Genomic DNA, 19,733 nt, shown 5'->3' with positions numbered 1-19,733 from the left:
CATTCACCTCTCTTCGTTCATCCTCATGCGTCGGCGCAGAGCCATCTGGCGCGCCCGGTTCTTGTTCACATACTTCGTCTTTGGATCGCGCGTCATGTCCGTGTTCCCGGAATGGCGGCGATAATGATACAGCACCTCGCTGACACGATCTACATCGTAACGCTCCGAAACCTTCAGGACCATATCATAGTCCTCGCCGAAGTTTCCGTAGTGCTCCTCGTCGTACAGCCCCATTTCCTCGAGCACCGTCTTCGGGAAGACGCGAACTGCTCCGGCGCCGTCACGTCGCACGATCTGGTTCCGCGAGTAACCCGTGTGTGTGACCGGCGGAACATCCTCAATGACGTTTCCCTCCTCATCGATCAGGCGATAGTAGCTGATCGCGAGGCCGCACTTCGGGTTGGATTCCAACTGCTCGATCATGCGTTCCAGGGTCTCCGGGACGTACTCGTCATCGCTGTCCAACTGGCAGATGTATCGGCCGCGGGCGACGCGGATTCCGTCGTTCAGCGCGGAGGCGATCGAATCGCCCATGCCATCTATCAGGCGCACGCGATGGTCCTCTTCAATTAACTCGGCAACAGCATCGCAGGTTTGATCGGTCGAACCGTTGTCGACCACGATGATCTCGAAGTCCTGGTAGGTTCCTTCCAGCACACTCCGAATGGCGTTGCCGATCGTATCCTCACGATTCAGGACCGGAACCACGATCGACGCGGTGACTTCGGGCTCCTCATCAGGCGTGGGCACGCGATGGGTCGGCTGATCGATCCAGGCTCCGATCTGGCGCAGTGCCTTCTCGAACACCTGGGTCACTTCGGCTTCCACCTCCGGCGGATAGAAAACGTATGAGAACCCGCCAAGAGGACCCCGCCCGGGCGAGTGCAGCGCCGTTACCTGGTCAGATGCGGCCGCCGGCACGACTGCGATGGGCTCGGTCATCCGAACGAACAGACCTTCCTGCATCAGGCGCAGGTGCAGATCGTACTGGAAGGCGAACTCCAACTCCTCGTCCAGTTTTCCGACGGCTTGAACCATGCCCGCGCGATAGGCAATCACCGGTCCGAAATCGAATCGTTCGTGCGGACAGCCGGCGTGATCCTGCAGTTCGACCAGTGACTCGTTCCCTTCGGCATCGCGTTCGATGTAGTCGCCATACGCGACGGCCACTTCTTCGCGGGAAAATGCCTCTGCGAGCCGTGGTGCCAGTGTGGGCAGGATGCGCGCCTCAGGAGAGGCCGCGACAAAGATCGCTCCGATCGGGCAACTATCGATGGCGTTGTTCCAATCGGCCGCGCCGGGCGAACCACTTTCGCCGATGAGCGTTACGCGGTCGGCATAGTCGGGGGGGATATCGTGCTGCGCAACCGGGCCGGCAAGCAGCAGCATGTCGTCCGGGCCGAGAATATCCAGGTAATGCGCCAACGTCGATGCCAGGCCGGGACCCGCCTCGACGGCGAGGAAGTAGGCGAGCGGCGGCATGTCAAATTCGTGCTCGATTGCAGCATCCGGTTCCTCTCGGGTTGGTTCTTCGTCAACGATTTCGTCGTGGACTTCCTCTTCGTGGACTTCCTCTGGGACGAGACTCTCCGGCTGCTCTTCCTCTATCTCATCTTCCCAGAGCTCTTCCTGGGCATCTGCCTCGGGCTCCGGTTCTTCATCGGGGAGCGGCGGGGCGGTGTCTTCGTCGAGGAGGTCTTTCTCGAGATCGAGTGATGAAACCTCTTCCGTCTTGTACTCTTCGCCGCGCTCGCCACCCATCTCCTCCAGGACTTGCTCTGAGATGGGGGGAGGCGTGCGCATCACATCCGAATCGGTCAATTCCCGATCGTCATTCGCAGCCGGATGTTCGAGTCCTTCGCCATCCGAGCGAACATCCGGAACGGGAGCGATCAACTCATCGACCATCTCGTCCGATTCGGGCTCTTCATCGAAGTTCGGCTTCTCGATCTCGACCGTCTTCGGATTGATGTCTTCTGCGTTGGCGCCTTCCAGATCCGCCAATGTATCCGCCGTCAGTGGCGGGGGAGTCCGAAGGCTCTCGTATCCCAGCTTATCGTCGTCCTCGTCCACGTCCGGGGCGCTCTCGGTCTTCGTGTCTGGGGCTGCATCCGATTCCAGTGTTTCGATATCATCAGCCGGGACGGTGCGATCTTCGACTTCCTCGTCACGATCCAGAAGCTCCGACTGGTGGCGCGCCACAACACCCGGCCGAGTCGGTGGGGCTGTGTCTTCGCCCTCGGGGAACATGTCCGGCGTTTCCGGAACCTCCTCCGGAATCTCGGGCCCATCGAAGGTCTCGGGCTCGTCGTCCTGGTCGGGCGCCACTTCATCTACCGCGGGCTCTTCGACTTCAACGCCCTCAAGGCCAAGCTCTGATCGCATATTCGTTGCGAGACCCTCGAGCTCCTGCATCGCCCGGTCCTTCAAGCGTAGCAGCGCCTCGCGATCAGTGAGGTCCGGCAGCGTCGTCGGATGGAAATCCGGAACGGTGTCACGGAGCAGTTCCACAATGCCGCGATCGTCCATGGCATCGGCCATATCGCGGAATTCGGTCACAAGCCCTTGGACTTCCTTCCACGTGGGGATGAACTTGGGCTTTGTTGCCCACACTTTGCCGATGTCGGTCGCCTGGGCGCCTTCTTCCTTGGTCAGCAAGTCTTCGCGCAACTTCTCGCCGGGGCGCAGGCCGGTGTACTTGATTTCGATGTCCGCGCCGGGCTTCAGGCCGGAGAGCGTGATCATGTTGCGCGCAAGATCCGCGATCTTCACGGGCTCGCCCATGTCGAGCAGGAAAAGCGAGCGCGACTCCGACTTCGATCCGGCCTGCAGCAGCAGACTCACCGCCTCCGGGATTGTCATGAAGAAGCGCGTGACTTCCGGATGCGTGACCGTCACTGGTCCGCCGGCTTCAATCTGCCGCTGGAACAGCGGGATTACCGATCCTCGACTGCCCAGCACGTTTCCGAATCGAACCGCCTGAAAAGTCGTTCGCGAACGTTCGCCGAGGCTGAACACAATCGTCTCCGCGATGCGCTTTGTCGCCCCCATGACGCTCGTCGGGCGAACGGCCTTGTCGGTCGAGATCAGCACGAACTTCTTCGTGTTCACCAGGTGCGCGAGGAACGCCACCGTGGCCGTGCCGAGAATATTGTTCTTCACCGCTTCGCCCGGCTGTACCTCCATCAGCGGCACATGCTTGTGCGCCGCCGCGTGGAAGACGATCGTCGGGCGGTGCAGTTCGAAAATACCTGTCATCGCGGCCTGATCGCGCACATCGGCAACAAGCGCGTGGAATTCGATCTCGGGATGCTTGGGGGCAAGCTCCGAGTGAATATCGTAAATGGAGTTCTCGCCCTTGCCGAGCAGGAGCATTGCCTTCGGGCGTGCCCACGCGACCTGGCGTGAGAGTTCCGACCCGATCGAACCACCGGCGCCGGTGATCAGAACCGTTTCGCCGCGCAGGTAGTTGCGATCCTCGGCCAGCGTCAGATTCACCGGTTCGCGGCCGAGCAAATCCTCGATGCCGACGCGCCGCACGGGGCTCACATCGACCTTGCCGCTCGTGATGTCGCGCATCGTCGGGATGATATGGAACGCCACCTGGGCGTCCTGACATTCCTGGACGACCTTGCGGAGAACCTTCGGATCGTCTTCTTCGAGCGCGATCAGCACCGCCTTGATTTCGTAGTGATCCAGCACTTCGGGAATTCGATCGACGGTGCCGACGACTTTCACGCCCTGAATCGATGAGCCGACTCGCGGCGAGGTGGTCGTGACTGCGCATACCGGCCGATAGGGTGAGGCTTCTGAACGCATGATGTCGCGAAGAGCATTCTCGGCGAGATCGCCTGCACCGACGATCAGTGTAGCCGGGGCGTCCTCGTCGAAATGGCCGCCTATGCTCTCGACCCAGATGCGTCGCAAGAATCTCAGCCCGCCCACGAAGATAATCGAGATGAAGAAATAGATGCCCAGGATTCCGTAGGGAATGCGCAGCACCGTGCTGGCATCCATCGTAAGCGGCATCTGGAGAAACTGCTCCCGATGCTGAACCCACATATTGAAGGCCGACCAGACGCCCACATTGATTACAGTGGCGATGATGATCGTACGCAATTCGGCGGTGCTGACGTACTTGACGATGCCTCGGTAGAGATGGAAGACCGCGAATAAAACGAGCTGCAGGCCGACGACCCACGGGATCATCACCAGCATCTGGCCGGCGTATGGATCTTCCGGCAGGCTGGGGATCGAGAACTCGAACCGCAGCGAGTAGGAGAGTATCCAGGCTAAGGCCAATAGAATCAGATCGATCGCGAAGAGCAACGAGCGGCGGAATACACGGGAATCAAGAAGAGCCATCGAGTCTCAGACCTCGGTACGCGGAGCATCATTTTCAAACCATAGAATCATGGGTGGGTCAGGCCCGGGACACAACCATAGATGAAGACCGGCGAGCGGTTGGGGTCGGGTTACTTACGAGCAAGGACCTCCAGCGCATTGCCCAGCCGCAGAGGCCGGAGCAGGGCGCCTTTGCCCGCTTCGGCAAGCCGTCTGAAACCGTCGGTTTTTCCCGTGCCACTGGTCGTGGAGAGGGCTTCCAGGCGCAGTCCTGCCTTCTCAAGAGCCGCCTCGATCCCGGCCGGCGTCGCCAGGTGGAAGTGGTACTCCGGAATCCGCATGTTCCAGTGCTCCCGATGGAGGCGCGCCCGGATGGACCGAGCGTTCGGCGTATGGAGAAGGACGGCGCCGCCGGGCTGGAGGAGACGCGCCACTCGCTGGAGCATCGCGACCGGATCCAGGACGTGCTCGATCACGTCGAGACCGACGACCGCGGCGCACTCTCCCCAAGGGAGATCCTCGACTTCGAGCACGTCGCCGACGGGGATGCTCGCGCCGGGATTCAAGGCGCGCGCTTGATCGGCCAGGGCCGCCGAAAGTTCGATGCCCGCGACCTGCCAGCCCGTCTCGCGCGCCATCTCCAGGACTCGACCCGTGCCGCAGCCAATCTCGAAGAGCAGACCATTCGCCGCGCCCAAACGTTCGAGCCGAGCGCGAAGAAAATCCCGCCGTGCGCAGTCTGCCTCATCCATTCGCGCGACCGCTTCCGGGCCTTCGAAATAGTCGTTGGTCTCCACTGCGGGCAGGGGTCGCATATTCAATGAACCGCAACAAGGGCAGGGCTGATAGGCCGGCGAGTTTCCATCAGATTCAGGCAGATCAGATTGGCAATACCCACAAAGCATCGGAGGTCCGTTCCCCTCAATTCGTCCCACAACATGAGGGTAGATTGTTTCACCTTGTTGCGTTGCGCAACCGAGTTCCGTTGCGTGAATGCAACAGGACCCAAATGGGTTTCCTGTGAGGAATTCATTTGCAGTCGGCGACTGCAGGAGCCCGTGTGAAGGATCGTGAGGAGTATTCAGAGGATCCACGGAGGGATTGACGTCGGAATAATTGACAGCCCTTTGAAATCGGCTACCATATTCCTTTATGGGCCTAAAAAGAAGGCACTCCAGAACCAGCCCCGGATTCTGGAGTGCTCGAGTGCCCCCTGCTCAGAGGTAGTGCCTTTGCCCTCTGACGACCTGACCGAGCGTGATTTGTGCCGGTTTGGAGAATGCAAAAAAAAAGTTCTCGACCCCTTGATTTTCCTCCCTTTGGCGTAGCCAGCGAAGAAAATTGTACGAGTGTCTCTTTTGTGCCATCGCGAATCCACGGCGCAGCGCCGAAAGACCGCGGTTCCGCGACGCGCCGGTTTTCACTTGGCCTGCCGGGATTCCTGTGGTCGAAATCGTTAGTCAGCAGCGAACTCACGACTTGGGCCAGGCCATGGCGACGCCAGACCGTTCGGAAAATGAAGCCTTATTGCAGGCGGCCATCACGCATGGGCTGATCACACAGGATCAGCTCGTGGATCTGGCGCGCGAGGCCCTCCATCACGACAGCGATTACGATGTCGGGCAGATTCTGGTCGAGCAGGGCTACATCTCCGAGGATCAGCTCCGCGTTCTTCGCAAGAGCCTGGATGGCGAGATCGGCGAAGATCTGGAACTGCAGCGAACCGTACAGGTCGAACCGGAAAGAACAGTGCGCGTCGAGGAAGGTGAAGAGACGCTGCTCCTTGATCCCGGCGAGGCGGGGCTTCTGGCCGAAGAAACCGTCCCGGAGAGCCCCGCCGAGGGGCAGCCGGATCAGCAAAGCTCGGCCTCCGTGGAGCTCTGGAAGGCAGACTCGAGCGAGCTTTCACCGCGCGAGGCTCCTCCGGCTGAGCCGGCTCTGACCGAAGAATCCCCCATTTCCTCAAACGTGTCCCAGGGCGCATCGAGATCGGCGGCCGCCCAGCGTGTTTCCAGCGCGCGGCAGATGACCGATGCGGATCGAGACAGGATTCGTCGCGCCGCGGCGGGGGAGAACCTGGACCTTGTCGGCGTAAACCTCGGCGGCTATCGGATCGAAGGACGACTGGGTTCCGGCGGCATGGGCGATGTCTACGAGGCGACGCAGATCGCCCTGGATCGCCGCGTGGCGCTGAAGGTCCTGCCAACCCACATGGCGAAGCATGAGAATTACATTAACAAGTTTTTCGAAGAGGCTCGCACGCTCGCCTCCTTCACGCACGCGAACATCGTTCAAGTCTACGATGTCGGAGAGGCGGAAGGACTCCACTACTTCACGATGGAGAAGGTGGAGGGACACACGCTGCGCGACTTGATCTCCGAGGATGAAACGGTCCCCGTCGAGGTCTGCACGAATCTTATGAAGCAGTGTCTTCGCGGACTGCACCGGGCGAAGAAGGCCGGCGTGATCCACCGCGATATCAAGCCGGGGAATATCCTGATCAGCGACCAGGGCGATCTCAAGCTCGTGGACTTTGGCCTGGCGGCGATCATTTCCGATTCGGGCGCTTTCGAAAGCGACGAGATTGTCGGAACGCCGCTGTACATCTCGCCGGAACAGGCCGCCGGCCTGCCGCAGACGTTCAAGACCGACATGTATTCGCTCGGTGCGACCTTCTACCACCTTTGCACAGGCGAGCCGCCCTACCGCGGCAAGAGCTCCTACGAGACGACGCAACTCCATATCGAGGCCCCCATTCCGAACGCCAGCGATCGGAAGTCGGAGATTCCCCCGACGTTCAGCGCGATTCTCCAGAAGATGATGGCGAAGCAGCCGGAGGAGCGCTTCAAGGACTACAACGATCTGTTCCAGATGATCGAGGCGTTCGAACTTGCCGAAGGAATCATCAAGTCGCCGACAGACTTCCTGGCCGAGTCGCTGCTGAACATCGGCGACCGCGGTGTCCGGCACATCTGGAGAAAGATCGGCCTGATGTCGGCGGTGGGGCTAGCACTGACGGTGCTGGCGATCGCCGTTCACAACCTGCTGCGCAGTTGGGGGCACCATAGTTGGCTGTCGCTGACCGGCGACGTGGGCACGGCGTTCTTCGCGATGGCGGTTCTCTTCATTGCCTATGTGGCAATGGCGCGCCGACGAATGATTCCAGTCTTCGGGCAAATCCGCGTCTGGATGTACGCGCACATCTTCTGCGCGCTGATTTCATTCTTTCTCGTAACGATCCACAGCGGAAACTTCTTCCAATGGTTTTATACCAAGGATGGCGGGTTTCTATCTAAAGGCCAAGTGACTTACCAATACGCCGATCGTAACATCTACGATTTCGTGCCGATCATTCCGTTCCTGAACAGTCTGATCTTCCTTGTCGTGATTGTCAGCGGCCTGGTTGGCGCAACGATCTGGCGCGATATCTCGAAACAAGTCACGCTCGAGCGCATTCAGGCCGGAAAGAATCCGCCGCCGAAGGACACGCGCATGACCATGTCCGTGTTCTCGCAAACGGTGTTCAAATTCTGGCGCATTATTCACTACCCGCTGGCCGTGGCGTTGGGGCTGCTGACGTTGCTCCATGTGCTCAGTATCCTCTGGTATCGGGGGATGTGACGATGGCCAGAGACCTGCACCCAAGCAGCGGAATGCTGATCGCGAATTACCTCGTTACATTGGGAATTCTCGGCGCCATCATCTACCTGTCGATTGGCAAGCCAAAGGAATATTACTACGCAACGCCGTACAACGATCACGAAGGCAGTTCCGTCGGCTACGCTTCAGTGGCTTGCGTGAAGTGCCACGGCGAGCCCTTCACGCCGGTTGTTAATACGGGCTGCGCGACGACGGAATGTCACTCCAACTACATGGAAGCCTACCAGGCCGACTTTGCGCCTCCCATCTACGAGCCAGGCTGGATGCAGTTGAAGATCGACAACCCGCGCGAACTGGCGAAGAAGCGCGCCCATGTGGCGTCGTTGGAATATCACAAGTTGCCGCAAGTGGCGGAGATGAACTGTGCGGATTGCCATGTGACGCATCTCCCGCCTCCGGCCGGCGTGCCGAAGGTCTTCCCTCACAGCGATCCGAACGTGCTGCCCGAAGGTGTGAGCATCACCAACTGCGCGGCCTGCCATGGGTTGAAGCAAGCGCCGCCAATCGGCGCCCATCACGCGATGATTCAAAGCGGTATCGCGGAGTGCTGGAACTGCCATCACTCGACGCAATCATGGGCGGAGGACGTGACGACTCCGGAAGGGTTAACCGAACGCCAGGCGGCCGATCCGTATGATGGCGAGCCGTCGGCATACGAGTCCCTGCCAACGCCGGTGCCGACGCCCGAGCCCACTCCATTGCCCACCGGGTTCGCTCTCAATCCGTTCGCAGATGCGCCGCCGGTTGAGCCGGAGAATACTCTGCCTCCCCCGACGCCCACTCCGGCGCCCGTTGCCGATGTCGATCTGAACTGGCTGACGCTCTGGTACGATTATAAGCCGGGCCTGGATCTCGCCGCGCCCGAGAAGCCCGTGCTGCTGATGTTCACGAACAAGCAGTTGCTGGACAGCAATCGATTCGAGATTTACTTCGAGCGCGCTCGAGAAGCGCTGCGATACGCTGCGGGGAACATGGTGCTTGTCCGGGTGGACACGGCGGAGTTCCCCGACATGCCGTTGCAGTATCGCCTGCCCGGCGCGCCCGGCCTTGTGCGGCTGGACGGCAACGGTCAGTTCCACTCGCGATTCTTTGCGGGCGACGGGCGCGTCCCAGAAGAACGCTTGCTGGAGTTCCTGAAGGCGAACTGAGGGCCGATTACTTCCCCATGATTGCGGACACATCGAGCATCTGCATGCCTTGGGCATGCGGATCGAGCGCTTCGCCAATGGCAATCGGCGCATCGGGACCGTAATTGCGCACGAGAGGGGACAGCATTCCCACGACACGTTCCTGCGGAGCGCCATTCGGCCACAGAGCTTCGATCAAACGGTCCGCCTGCTGAACGCGCTCCTGGTCACGCCGGATCAGGAAGTCATCCAGGCGCCCGATGAACTTCTCCGTCCCCTTTTCCACACCACCCGCAATCTTGTCGACGGCCTGGCGCAAGCCCGTGTCCTTGGTTTCCGATTCGACCAGCGTACCCAGTTGCTCGAGTGCACGCTGGACTTCGCGAACCTGCTCATCGACTCGCCCCCGCAAGCCTTCCGGATCGGCCTGGCGGACAGCCGCTTCGTGAACCTCAGTCGAGCCGCCTTGCAGAGCTTCTGCGATGCTCAAGTCCAGCTTCTTCGCAAGGCGATTCAGGCGACCTTCGATCAGGACACCCGAAGGGCGCGGAACGAGCGCCGGGCGAAACGCGTCGAAGTGCTCGTACAGCGCCCCGATCTGCGCGTGGTAGAGCACCTCTGCTGGGCCGCCGACATACGCGACGGTCGGCAGTGCAACGTCCTGCACGACAGGACGCAAAGCTGCGTTCGGGCTAAAATCTTCAGGCGTGGAATCCAGTCGCCCCAGCAGTTCGTCGCGCGTCAGTTGCGCAAGCTCTTCTCCGCCAACCGGGTGAAGGACCTTCGCCGTATCGGCATCCCAAACGACCTTTGCGCGAACGCCCTTCCAGTCGAGGAAGAAACTCGCTTCGTTGCCGCGACGATGAATCGTGGCCCCTTCCGCGCCGAGCCCCTGCAACCTCTCGCCGGCTTCCAGAAGCAGGCGGCTGGAATCCGTCGCCATCTCGATTTCGCGCTTCATTACGGGAGCCGCGCGTCGGCGCAACCAACCGAGGCGCGGTGCGACCGGCACAAGCCCCGTTGTGCCGAGGTATTTGAGGATCGTTGCCACGAACTGGCTTTCCCACGTTGCAGTAGGGTCTTCAATCTGAGTGCGAATGAATGCCTCGATGTCAGGGCGGAAATCCGTTTCGGGAGTGCTTTCCAGAAACTCCTCGAGGAACGCGCGCAATTGCTCCTTCGGAAGCGTGCGTGCGTACACCGGGAAACCAGCTTGTGCGGGATCTTCCTCGACGCGCCACGTGCGCAGTGATCCGTCCGCGGCAGCCCATTCGTGGACGGCGATCTCGGCGAAATCATGATCGTCCGAGGCGACCCAGAAAATGGGGACGGTGGGACGGCCGGTCGCCGTTTCGATCTCGCGCGCCAGCTTCACCGCGGCGATCGCTTTGAATAGCACCATCATCGGCCCGCCAAACAGGCCGGCCTGCTGCCCAGTGACGACCGCAAGGGTCCCCGCCTCGGTCAGCTTCCTGAGATTTGAAAGGACGGATTCCGGGGGATCGAATGGCGCGAGCCAATCCAGCCATTCCTGAAGTTCGTTGTCGGTCAGAGGATCCGGCATGCGATCGATGCGTCGCCGGGCATGTTCAGCGAGATCCTGGGGGCCTGCGGCGTACCACGCGAGGACCTCGGGATCGGCGTTACGCAGACGCTCCTGCCATTGGATCGGAAAGGACGGGCTGGGGGGAGTCAACGGGCTCTCCTTGGTCGAGTTCAACGGATTCGGTAGAGGCGGCGTCGCTCGCTGTCGGCTCGCTTTCCGTGACGGCGGTTTCAGGCAAGAAGTAGGAATCCGCTGCGCGCAGCAGACAGAACGGCCGGCCGATCATGACGATCTCATCGGTGTCCTGCAGACGCGCGGGCAGCAGCCCATACTTCGACGCTTCCTCGAGTCCAATGGCCACGCTCCGCGAGGTCTCCTCCCCGCGGACCTTCAGCGAGACCCGGATCGCCTGACTCGCATAGAACGGGCCGGAACCCTCCGGCGGGTAATCCAGGATTCGCATTCGAGACAATTCCTGCAAGGTGTGATCGACCGCGTGGGCCAGGGCTGGGCGCGCGCCGTCTTCCAGGCGAATGCTCCATCCGGAATCGCCTTTCTCCAGGAAATAGACCGGGCGACCGGATTCCAGTTCCGTGATCTCGACCGCTGCAATCTGACCCACATCGACATCTTCGAAGACCCAGCGACGCCGCCAGTCCAGCAGCCGTTCGCCCGCGAAATTATCTCGCAGGTTCGCATCCACCAGATACACGGACAGGCTGTTTGGGGAGCGGATGTAATTCGACGCTTCGTCACGCGGCGACTTCAGGCTGACCATCCAATCCCGCACCATGTCGCCATCGGCGAAGAACTGCACCCGAAGCCCGGAACCGCTCGTCACACCGAAAGCGTGCTCGTGATTCGCGGGGTTGTTTCCCTGATAGGCTCCGAGCATCGGCCGGAGTAACTCCGGCTCGCCTTCGGCGGATTCCATCAGCAGCCGTTGCCTCTCGCTGGAGATCGGAAGCCAGGTGCCGCCGCTGCGGATTTGCCAGCGGCCATCCCGCAGAGACAACTCGTGCTCTTTGCCGCTCGGATAGCGAATCTTGATCGCGTCTATGCCTTCCCCCTGGTCGGCCAGGGTGAACATCCGAGGACCGGTCGTATTTTCCTCGGTCAGGAACTCCCAATCGCCGCGCCCGCCAATCAGCAGCCACGAGCCGACGATCAGCACGACGCCCACGGCCACCAGCAGCAGCATCGTGCGCCGGCGCCCTTTCCGGCGGCGCGGGGGGGCGCTCGGAGCGTCCAGATAGGGTTTTTCCTTCTCGGAAGACATGCCTCAACCTCTCGGCGCGATTGCCTCGCGTCAGTCTTTCGTATCCCACAGCGGGGCGGGGGGTCAACGCCACGCTTGATTTGGTGGCGTCCAGGGCGCTAGCCTCATTGGCTCGTGCCGCGGGTTTTTCCCGCGATTGGCGCCAACGTCCCCCACCAGAGACCCCACATGGCCACGCCCTGGCTCGTACCGCTCACAGATACTACGCTCGACGAGGCAGAATTTGACGCCGTCGCCGAAGTTTTGCGCTCCGGGTGGTTGACCATGGGGCGCGAAGTCGCCGCTTTCGAGCGCGAATTCGCCGACGCGATGGGGATGAAGCATGGCATCGCGGTTTCCAACGGCACCGCGGCGCTGCACCTGGCCTACGAGGCCGCCGGACTCGGCCCGGAGGACGAATTCTGTGTCCCGGCGCTGACGTTTGTCGCCACCATGAATGCCGGGCTCTACCTGGGGGCAAAGCCGGTCCTGATCGATTGCACCAGCGAGGACGACCTGACGACCTCCGTGGCGGACCTGGAAAGCAAGATCACACCGCGCACCCGCCTGATCGCAACGATTCCGTACGGCGGATTCCCGCCGGACATGGAAGCCATCGAGGCCCTCGTGCGCGACCGCAACATCCCGCTTGTCGAGGACGCCTGCCACGCACCGCTGGCGCTGCTGGGCGACCGGCACATCGGCTCGTTCGGCCTCGCGTCCACCTGGTCGTTCTATGGGAATAAGAACATGACGACGGGCGAGGGCGGGATGGTTCTGACCGACGACGAGGCCACGGCCGATCGCATTCGCCTGCTGCGCAGCCACGGCATGAGCACCGGCACCTGGCAGCGCCATCACGGCGACGCGTCCCGCTACGATGTCGAAGCGATGGGCTACAACTATCGGCTGGACGAGGTCCGTGCCGCGATGGGCCGCCAGCAGTTGCGCAAGCTCCCGGAGTACACCCAGCGCCGCACGCACGCCGCGGCGATGCTGCGCGACCGCCTGCAGCCGCTCACCGAACGCGGCCTGCAGATCCCCTTCGCGACGCCTCGCGGCACGCCGGTGCATCACCTGTTTGTCGTGCTGCTGCCACCCGGGACGGATCGCTGGAAATTCCGCGAATCCCTCAAGTCGCAAGGCATCCAGACGTCCTTCCACTACCCGGCGCTGCATTCCTTCACACACACGCGCCGCATGTTCGAAGGCCTCGAACTCCCTGTGCTGGACAGCCTGATCGACCGCCTCGTCACCCTCCCCATGGGTCCGCACCTGGACGAAGAGAAGATCGACCTGATCGGCAAGGCGGTTGAGGGGGCGTTGTAATTACCGCAAATCAGGTGGATTCGAGTGGGCCCAGACAGATTATCGAACAGGGAAGAAGCGAGCGAGAATGCTGAACCAGCTTCAGATCGTCGGATTGCTTGTGTTCGTGCTACTGACTGCGGCCGCAGAGGGGCAGGCTTGTGACAATCAATTCTGGATAGCCTTCGACAAGTCGTATGATCCTTCCGCGACATACGAACCTGGCGACTGCTTGGAACTCACCATCGTCGAAACAGAGGCGCACAGCTGGCCAACGACGCCAACTCTCGTGATATGGTCCTCGGATTTTGAGGCAAGTCTTCAGACGGAGTCCTTATCGACGAGCTTCACGATGCCCTTGGTCGGATACAACTGCGTACAGATCTCGGCGACAGCGTATATCCCATCTCAAGGTCCCGATTGTCCGGCTGCGTGGTCTCGGAACTCGGCGTACTATGTTGCCTGCAGGATCGACGCGACTCCATCGCCCACGCCACCGCCAAGCCCTTCGCCGACGCCGACATGCACCCCGAAGCAGATGGACTGTTCCGTGGTCTTTGACCCCTGGCCCGACAAGGATGGATATCTTCCGCTCTCGTTTGAGTTCGGATTCCAAGGATACGCAATCTACGGAATCTCGGGTCCTGGGAGTCCAGTCCTTGAGCACCTCGGCGGTACCTCCTATCGAATCAGCGGATTGGAATACGATTCCGCCTACCAGATGCCGTGGTCCTGTGAGGTTGAAGAATGTACGGGAGAACCAGACAACTACCTGCGGCTATTCCCAACAGTCCCTCGGCCAACAGGCTGGCAGACCTTGGGACCCGAGAGTCGTGACAACTCCGCCGTGACGCCCACGCGCGTCCTGCCGTGCGAAGTTCCGCCGGGGGATGGAGAAGCGGAAATCCCGTGAATCCCAATCAACAGCTCTGGGTTCTGATCGTGGTCGCGGCCCTTTGCCTGCCTGGGGTCGTAGGCGGGCAGGAATGCGATCGTTTCTTCACTATCGACTTGGACAAGGAAAGCGGCGAGGCAACGACATTTGTACCAGGGGAGTTCCTCAGCCTCACGGTGATCGAAGAGGTTGGCTATCCCTGGCCGACGACGCCCACGCTCGTCATGTGGGCAAAGAACTTCGGAGAGACCGAGTACACGGAAGGGCTCTCAAACACAGTGCAACTCCCAAGCGAAGGTTTTGATACCATCGTAATTACTGTGAGTGCGAAGATCCCTGCGCAAGCCCCGGACTGTCCAGAGGCTTGGTCACAGAACGCCCCAAGTTACACAGCCCATCGCTTCGACGCCACTCCATCGCCGCCCCCCCCACCCAGCCCTTCGCCGACTCCGACATGCACCCCGAAGCAGATGGACTGTTCCGTGGTTTTTGACCCCTGGCCCGACAGGGACGGATATCTTCCACTCACGTTTGAGTTTGGATTCCATGGATATGCGATCTATGACATCACTGGTCCCGGGAGTCCAACCCTTGAGCACCTTGGTGGCACTTCTTATCGAATTAGCGGATTGGAATACGATTCCGCCTACCAGATGCCGTGGTCCTGTGAGGTTGAAGAATGTACGGGAGAACCAGACAACTACCTGCGGCTATTCCCAACGGTCCCTCGGCCAACAGGATGGCAGGCGACTGGTTCGAGCAGCAGGTCGGATGATGAAGCAGAGCCCGCAAGGGATGCCTTGGTCCCCTTTCCCGAGCGAATTCACCCGTAGCAGGCACACTCCTGAATAGCCTCGTCCTCCCGCTTCCCCTTGCTCCTCTTCCTGCGGGCCTGGAGGATGGGCTCAGCTTGCGTACGAGGTGCGTCGATGGAGTTTCCCAGGGACTTGTGGCCGGGCGAGGATGATTGCCGGTTGGTCGAGCAGGCCATCGAGCTGTTCGAGTCGATGCCCGTTGTGCTGACCGACGAGCTGGCCAATTCGGTGTTCTTCAACGAACGCGCCGAGAAGCTGTTTGGCGGGACGGGAGAGGGGCTGGTGAACCGGGCGGCGTGTTCACTGCTCGGGTACGACCGCGGCGAGAAAGCACCGGGGCTTCTGGCGGAGGCACTGCTGGCGAAGTCGGGGCCGTTTCGGACCGTGGTGCGGCTGCCGGTGGGCGTGGACGACCCGCAGCCGGTCTTTGTCGAAGCATCCGCCGTCGTGAACGGATCGCGGCTCGTGTGCGGCGTGCTACGGTTCTCGATCGATCAATCCTGACGACATCAAACGGAGGAAGTGACATGGCGAACGATCTGCTGATTGCGACGGGGAATGCCCACAAGGTCGAGGAAATCCAGCAAATCCTGGCGGGCCTCGATGTGACGTGGCACACCACGAAGGAGTGGCCCGACGGACCGGATCCGGTCGAGGACGGATCGACCTACGCGGCGAACGCGGCGATCAAGGCGCGCGCCTGGGCCGAACACACAGGGATGTGGACGCTGGCGGACGACTCCGGGCTCGAGGTCGACGAACTGGCCGGCGATCCGGGTATGCATTCCGCGCGCTATGCCCCGACGAATGACGAGCGCATCGCGAAAGTCCTCATGAAGATGTCGGAGGTCGAAGATCCCGAAGATCGCACCGCGCGCTTTGTCTGCGCAGCGGTTCTTGTCGGGCCGGACGGCGCAGAGATCATCCGCCGCGGCTTCCTGAACGGCCGCATCGCCACCGAGGCCCGCGGCGAAGGCGGATTCGGCTACGATCCGATCTTCGTTCCCGAAGGCGAAGAGCGTCACCTCGCCGAACTCTCCGAGGACGAAAAGAACGAGATCAGCCACCGCGGCCGCGCGATGCGCTCGATCCGCGAGGAAATCGAGAAGCAGGTCATCGGCCAGGCGATCACTGACTAAGGGCAACCAGGCGTGATGCCGAAACTCTTTCTGCATGCAGCGACCGTGTTCATGGGGTTCTTTGCCATCATGAACCCGATCGCCAATGTGCCGATCTTTCTGAGCCTCACGGCCAGCGACGACCGCCAGACATCGAAGGCGATTGCATTGCGATCCGTTGCCTTGGCGTTCGCGATCATTGCACTCTTTGCCCTCACCGGGAAGCTCATCTTCCATCTCTTCGGGATCACGTTGCCGGCCTTTCGGATCACGGGCGGGCTGCTGGTGACGTTGATTGGCTATCACATGCTGCAAGGCAACCAATCGAGCGTCCACCAACTGAACGAGGGCGATAATCAGAAGTGCCGCGAGGCCCAACTCAGCGTCGCGGTTTCACCGCTGGCGATGCCGATCCTCGCCGGGCCGGGCACGATCGCAACGGCGATGAGCTTCACGGCCGACGGCGGCGTGGCGGAGACGAGCATCACCATCGCCGCGTTCGCCGTGCTGTGCGTGATTACCTATCTGCTGTTCGTGTTCGGCGAACGCTTCGTGAGCTTCATCGGCGCCGGCGCGCTCGGAGTCATCACACGACTGATGGGCCTGATCCTCGCCGTCATCGGCGTTCAAATGATCATCGATGGGTTGAAGCCACTGCTCGGGATGATTAGTTGAGTAGCCCTCAGTACCCTTCGTTCGGCGGGGGATCGGGAAGCGGGGCGTCTTCGGTGTCGACTTCCGGGATGGTGTCGATGTTGAAGGTCGATTCCGGGTACTCGGCTGCTTCGGCGGCCTGGGCTTCTTCTTCGGAGACGTACCGTATTGCGGTGCCGCGCAGGAAGTAGAGGTTGTACTGTCCCTGGCGCAGAGCGCTGAACGGCACGGTCGGATCCATCTCGAAGCCTTCGTGTTTCTCGCGCAGAAGTTGCACGTTCACGACGGCCTCGGCGCCGAGCTTCGCCGCGCGGCGCCGCAGATCCTGCAACTGGTCGCGCTTCGTCAGAACGGTCTTCTCGCGATCCAGGTACGAGTTCACGTACGCGATCCGAATGTGTGGCCGCTGAACCTGGCCGAGGAACAGACGGACGTCGTCCGGGTTCTTCGTGGCCGGAAAGCGTTCCTCGGTCAGTCGATAGACCTTGGTGCTGGAGCAGCCGGCCATTGCCAGCGCCGCAATCAGGATCAGCAAAATGGCGCGTCGCATACTCATCAGGTGCCTTCCGGGGCGATTTCCTCGTCGCCCGTGGGTTCTTCGGCAGATTCGGAAACTGCCTGGTCGTAGAACTCGGTGTAACCGCACAGGTGGCAAGTTACAGCCAGGTACCGACCGGTGTGGATGGGAAGTCTGCCGTGAGGCAGGTTGACGTGCTCGAACCGGCATTGCTGTCCGCGGCATTTCGGGCAGCGGTAGTCAGCGGCCAGAGCTTCTTCCCGGTTCATTCCGGCGGCGGTCCCTCCGGGGGCTTCTCCACCCCCTGTTCATTCTGGGGAGATGGTGGTCCCTCGGGTGGGTGTGGCGCAAAGGGAAAGGACGGCGGGTCGCCGTTTCCGTCTTCGGGCGGGCGCTTCGGCATGGGGGCATTCGTCGATTCGGGCGGCGGCATCATGGGGCCTGCCTCGGATTCGGTGGCCTCGGGAGGGGGAGGTGTCCAGGGGCTGATCTTCCCTGGATCGGCCGGGCGAATCCGCGGGTCGCCCCGATCGCCGGTGTAATCGCCGAACGGCCGCGGGCCATCGTACTGCGAGAAGTAAGCGGATGTCTGTGGCGGATCAAGCCAACTCGGCCGATAGCGGTCCGGCTCCAGGCCGAAGTAGCTCCGGTACGATGCCATTAGCATCGCATAGTAAAGCGGCATCAGGAAGATCACCAGAATGCAGCAGCAGTTCGAGATCGTGAGGATAAGGAAGATCAGAACATTGAACAGCGCGAGCCCGAACCAGTCGCGCCGCACGCAATCGAAGCTCGTCCGGATCGCGGACCAGAAATCCATGCGCTTGTCGACGGTCAGTGGAATGACGAACATCTTAAAGGGCGCAAAGATGATCAGCCCAACGACCGCGACGATCATCCCGAGTATCATGGACACTGCCATGATCCCGTCATCCGGCGGGCCGCTTGTCTTTGATGCCTCCAGAATTGCCGGCAGGAAGAAGAGCCCCGACAGTATGCCCACCACCATGAACATCCCGAGCGAAGCCAGGACGTCAGCGAGGATCGCCTGAACGTACGTTGGCACATCCTGTTTGAAGTCATCCCACTCGGCATCCCTTCCGTGCAGCCGAGCCAGCGCGACGCCGCTGAGTCCGCATCCGATCAACGCCGAGTAGAGAAAGCCGAGCGGAACCGAAACCGCCACATCGAACTGCACATTTCCGAGAACCTGACCCGCGAACTGGAACCCGCGGACGATCATCTCCATCGCCACGCGCACGCCGAAGGCCACCGCGCCAAACTGCGCGATGTTTCCCCAGTCGGAATTGCAGTCATTCCAACCCTGGGCGAACCAGTCGGGGATGCTTCTGAGGGCGATCTTCTGCATCGATGTAGCAAGTGGCGAGCAGCCGGCGGCGAGCGAACGCCACGGGCATCGGGCCACTATCCCCCATATCCGTCGGGATGGTTACTGTGCCAGTTCCAGGCATCAGTGACGATCGTCTTAAGGTCACCCTTCTTCGGATTCCAGCCCAGAATCTCGCGCGCGCGCCCGGCCGAGGCGACGAGTTTGCTCGGGTCGCCTGCGCGACGCGGCGATTCGATGGCAGGGATCGCATGGCCGGTGACCTCGCGGCAGATGTCGATGACCTCACGCACGCTGTGGCCATCGCCATTGCCAAGATTGCACTTCAGCGAGGCCCCGCCCTTTGCCAGGTAATCCAGCGCGCGCAGATGCGCATCGGCCAGATCCTCGACGTGAATGTAATCGCGAATGCATGTCCCATCGGGCGTGTCGTAATCGGTTCCGAAGATTGCGATGCTCTCGCGCTGCCCAAGCGCCACCTGCAGAACCAACGGAATCAGATGGGACTCAGGGCGATGATCTTCACCGCGGTTCGGCGTGGCGCCGGCCGCGTTGAAGTACCGCAAGCAAACCGACCGAAGACCGAACGGTTCCTCGTACGTCTCCATGACCTGCTCCATGAAGCGTTTGGTCAGTCCGTACGGGTTCGTCGGGGCCGTGCGCTGGTCTTCCGTGATGGGCACGGCTTCGGGCTCGCCGTAAGTGGCGGCGGTGGACGAAAAGACGATGCGCTGGACATTCGCGGCACGCATGGCGCTCAGCAGAGCGATTGTTCCACCGACGTTATTGTGCATGTACTTCTCAGGATTCTGGACGGATTCGCCGACCAGCGAAAACGCGGCGAAGTGAACGACGGCTTCGATCTCGCGGCCTTCCATGACTTCCGCCAGACCGCGGATATCGTGCAGGTCCAGATTGTGGAACGGCACATCGTCGAAGAGCGCTTCCCTGTGCCCGGTCGATAGATTATCCACGACCGCAACCTGATCGCCGCGCGCACGCAGCGCCTCGACTGTGGCGCTCCCGATATAGCCTGCCCCGCCTGTCACCAGGATGTTCATCGTCTCGATTCGTCCTTGCTGAATGTTGAACCTATAACGAGGGCGCGCCCCGATTTGGCGCAAGGGGAAGAACGAGTTGGAC

Annotated in this window: 15 protein-coding genes; 7 read left to right on the top strand and 8 right to left on the bottom strand. The window is 61.3% G+C overall.

The window, feature by feature from the left end:
• Positions 1-3: 3 nt before the first annotated feature.
• Both KQI84_04480 and KQI84_04475 read right to left on the bottom strand, forming a co-directional pair.
• Positions 4-4,365 (bottom strand): polysaccharide biosynthesis protein, encoded by a 4,362-nt coding sequence (locus KQI84_04480; GenBank protein ID MCB2154118.1) that lies wholly within the window; start codon positions 4,363-4,365, stop codon positions 4-6.
• 110 nt (positions 4,366-4,475) lie between these two features.
• Positions 4,476-5,159 carry a class I SAM-dependent methyltransferase gene (locus tag KQI84_04475; GenBank protein ID MCB2154117.1) on the bottom strand — a complete coding sequence of 228 codons (684 nt, stop codon included), beginning with the start codon at positions 5,157-5,159 and terminating at the stop codon, positions 4,476-4,478.
• Between the two features lie 676 nt (positions 5,160-5,835).
• Here KQI84_04475 and KQI84_04470 point away from each other — a divergent pair.
• Positions 5,836-7,965, top strand: a complete 2,130-nt coding sequence (locus KQI84_04470) for a serine/threonine protein kinase (GenBank protein MCB2154116.1) — start codon at positions 5,836-5,838, stop codon at positions 7,963-7,965.
• Positions 7,966-7,967: 2 nt separating this feature from the next.
• Positions 7,968-9,152, top strand: a complete 1,185-nt coding sequence (locus KQI84_04465) for a hypothetical protein (GenBank protein ID MCB2154115.1) — start codon at positions 7,968-7,970, stop codon at positions 9,150-9,152.
• Between the two features lie 7 nt (positions 9,153-9,159).
• Here KQI84_04465 and bshC read toward each other — a convergent pair whose 3' ends face one another.
• Both bshC and KQI84_04455 read right to left on the bottom strand, forming a co-directional pair.
• Positions 9,160-10,827: a bacillithiol biosynthesis cysteine-adding enzyme BshC gene (gene bshC / locus KQI84_04460; GenBank protein MCB2154114.1), complete on the bottom strand. Its 1,668-nt coding sequence runs from the start codon at positions 10,825-10,827 to the stop codon at positions 9,160-9,162.
• Positions 10,775-11,956 (bottom strand): DUF4340 domain-containing protein, encoded by a 1,182-nt coding sequence (locus KQI84_04455; GenBank protein ID MCB2154113.1) that lies wholly within the window; start codon positions 11,954-11,956, stop codon positions 10,775-10,777. The genes bshC and KQI84_04455 overlap by 53 nt, the downstream gene beginning before the upstream one ends.
• 168 nt (positions 11,957-12,124) lie before the next feature.
• Between KQI84_04455 and KQI84_04450 the strand changes: the two genes are divergently transcribed.
• The 5 genes from KQI84_04450 (at position 12,125) to KQI84_04430 (ending at position 16,746) form a co-directional block, all read left to right on the top strand.
• Positions 12,125-13,264, top strand: coding sequence for a DegT/DnrJ/EryC1/StrS family aminotransferase (locus KQI84_04450; GenBank protein MCB2154112.1), 1,140 nt, complete (start codon positions 12,125-12,127; stop codon positions 13,262-13,264).
• Positions 13,265-13,331: 67 nt separating this feature from the next.
• Positions 13,332-14,156: a hypothetical protein gene (locus KQI84_04445; protein MCB2154111.1), complete on the top strand. Its 825-nt coding sequence runs from the start codon at positions 13,332-13,334 to the stop codon at positions 14,154-14,156.
• Positions 14,157-15,067: 911 nt separating this feature from the next.
• The gene (locus KQI84_04440; GenBank protein ID MCB2154110.1) at positions 15,068-15,457 is read left to right on the top strand and encodes a hypothetical protein; all 390 of its coding nucleotides are present in this window, start codon (positions 15,068-15,070) and stop codon (positions 15,455-15,457) included.
• A gap of 23 nt (positions 15,458-15,480) precedes the next feature.
• Positions 15,481-16,092 carry an RdgB/HAM1 family non-canonical purine NTP pyrophosphatase gene (rdgB, locus tag KQI84_04435; protein ID MCB2154109.1) on the top strand — a complete coding sequence of 204 codons (612 nt, stop codon included), beginning with the start codon at positions 15,481-15,483 and terminating at the stop codon, positions 16,090-16,092.
• A gap of 15 nt (positions 16,093-16,107) precedes the next feature.
• On the top strand, positions 16,108-16,746 hold the full coding sequence (locus tag KQI84_04430) for a MarC family protein (GenBank protein MCB2154108.1): 639 nt from the start codon (positions 16,108-16,110) through the stop codon (positions 16,744-16,746).
• A 7-nt stretch (positions 16,747-16,753) separates the two neighbouring features.
• On the opposite strand, the gene KQI84_04425 is transcribed toward KQI84_04430, so the two are convergent.
• The 4 genes from KQI84_04425 to galE are packed head-to-tail and all read right to left on the bottom strand — an operon-like array spanning position 16,754 to position 19,651.
• On the bottom strand, positions 16,754-17,281 hold the full coding sequence (locus KQI84_04425; GenBank protein ID MCB2154107.1) for a hypothetical protein: 528 nt from the start codon (positions 17,279-17,281) through the stop codon (positions 16,754-16,756).
• Positions 17,281-17,511: a hypothetical protein gene (locus KQI84_04420; protein MCB2154106.1), complete on the bottom strand. Its 231-nt coding sequence runs from the start codon at positions 17,509-17,511 to the stop codon at positions 17,281-17,283. The genes KQI84_04425 and KQI84_04420 overlap by 1 nt, the downstream gene beginning before the upstream one ends.
• Entirely contained in the window at positions 17,508-18,668 is a 1,161-nt protein-coding gene (locus tag KQI84_04415) for a hypothetical protein (protein ID MCB2154105.1), read from the bottom strand. The genes KQI84_04420 and KQI84_04415 overlap by 4 nt, the downstream gene beginning before the upstream one ends.
• Entirely contained in the window at positions 18,668-19,651 is a 984-nt protein-coding gene (gene galE, locus KQI84_04410; GenBank protein ID MCB2154104.1) for a UDP-glucose 4-epimerase GalE, read from the bottom strand. The genes KQI84_04415 and galE overlap by 1 nt, the downstream gene beginning before the upstream one ends.
• Positions 19,652-19,733 lie beyond the last annotated feature (82 nt).

This window comes from bacterium (genome assembly GCA_020444065.1).
Classification (GTDB): domain Bacteria; phylum Sumerlaeota; class Sumerlaeia; order SLMS01; family JAHLLQ01; genus JAHLLQ01.
The sequence above is the reverse complement of the archived record's forward strand: the minus strand, read 5'-3'. Positions and strand labels throughout refer to the sequence as shown.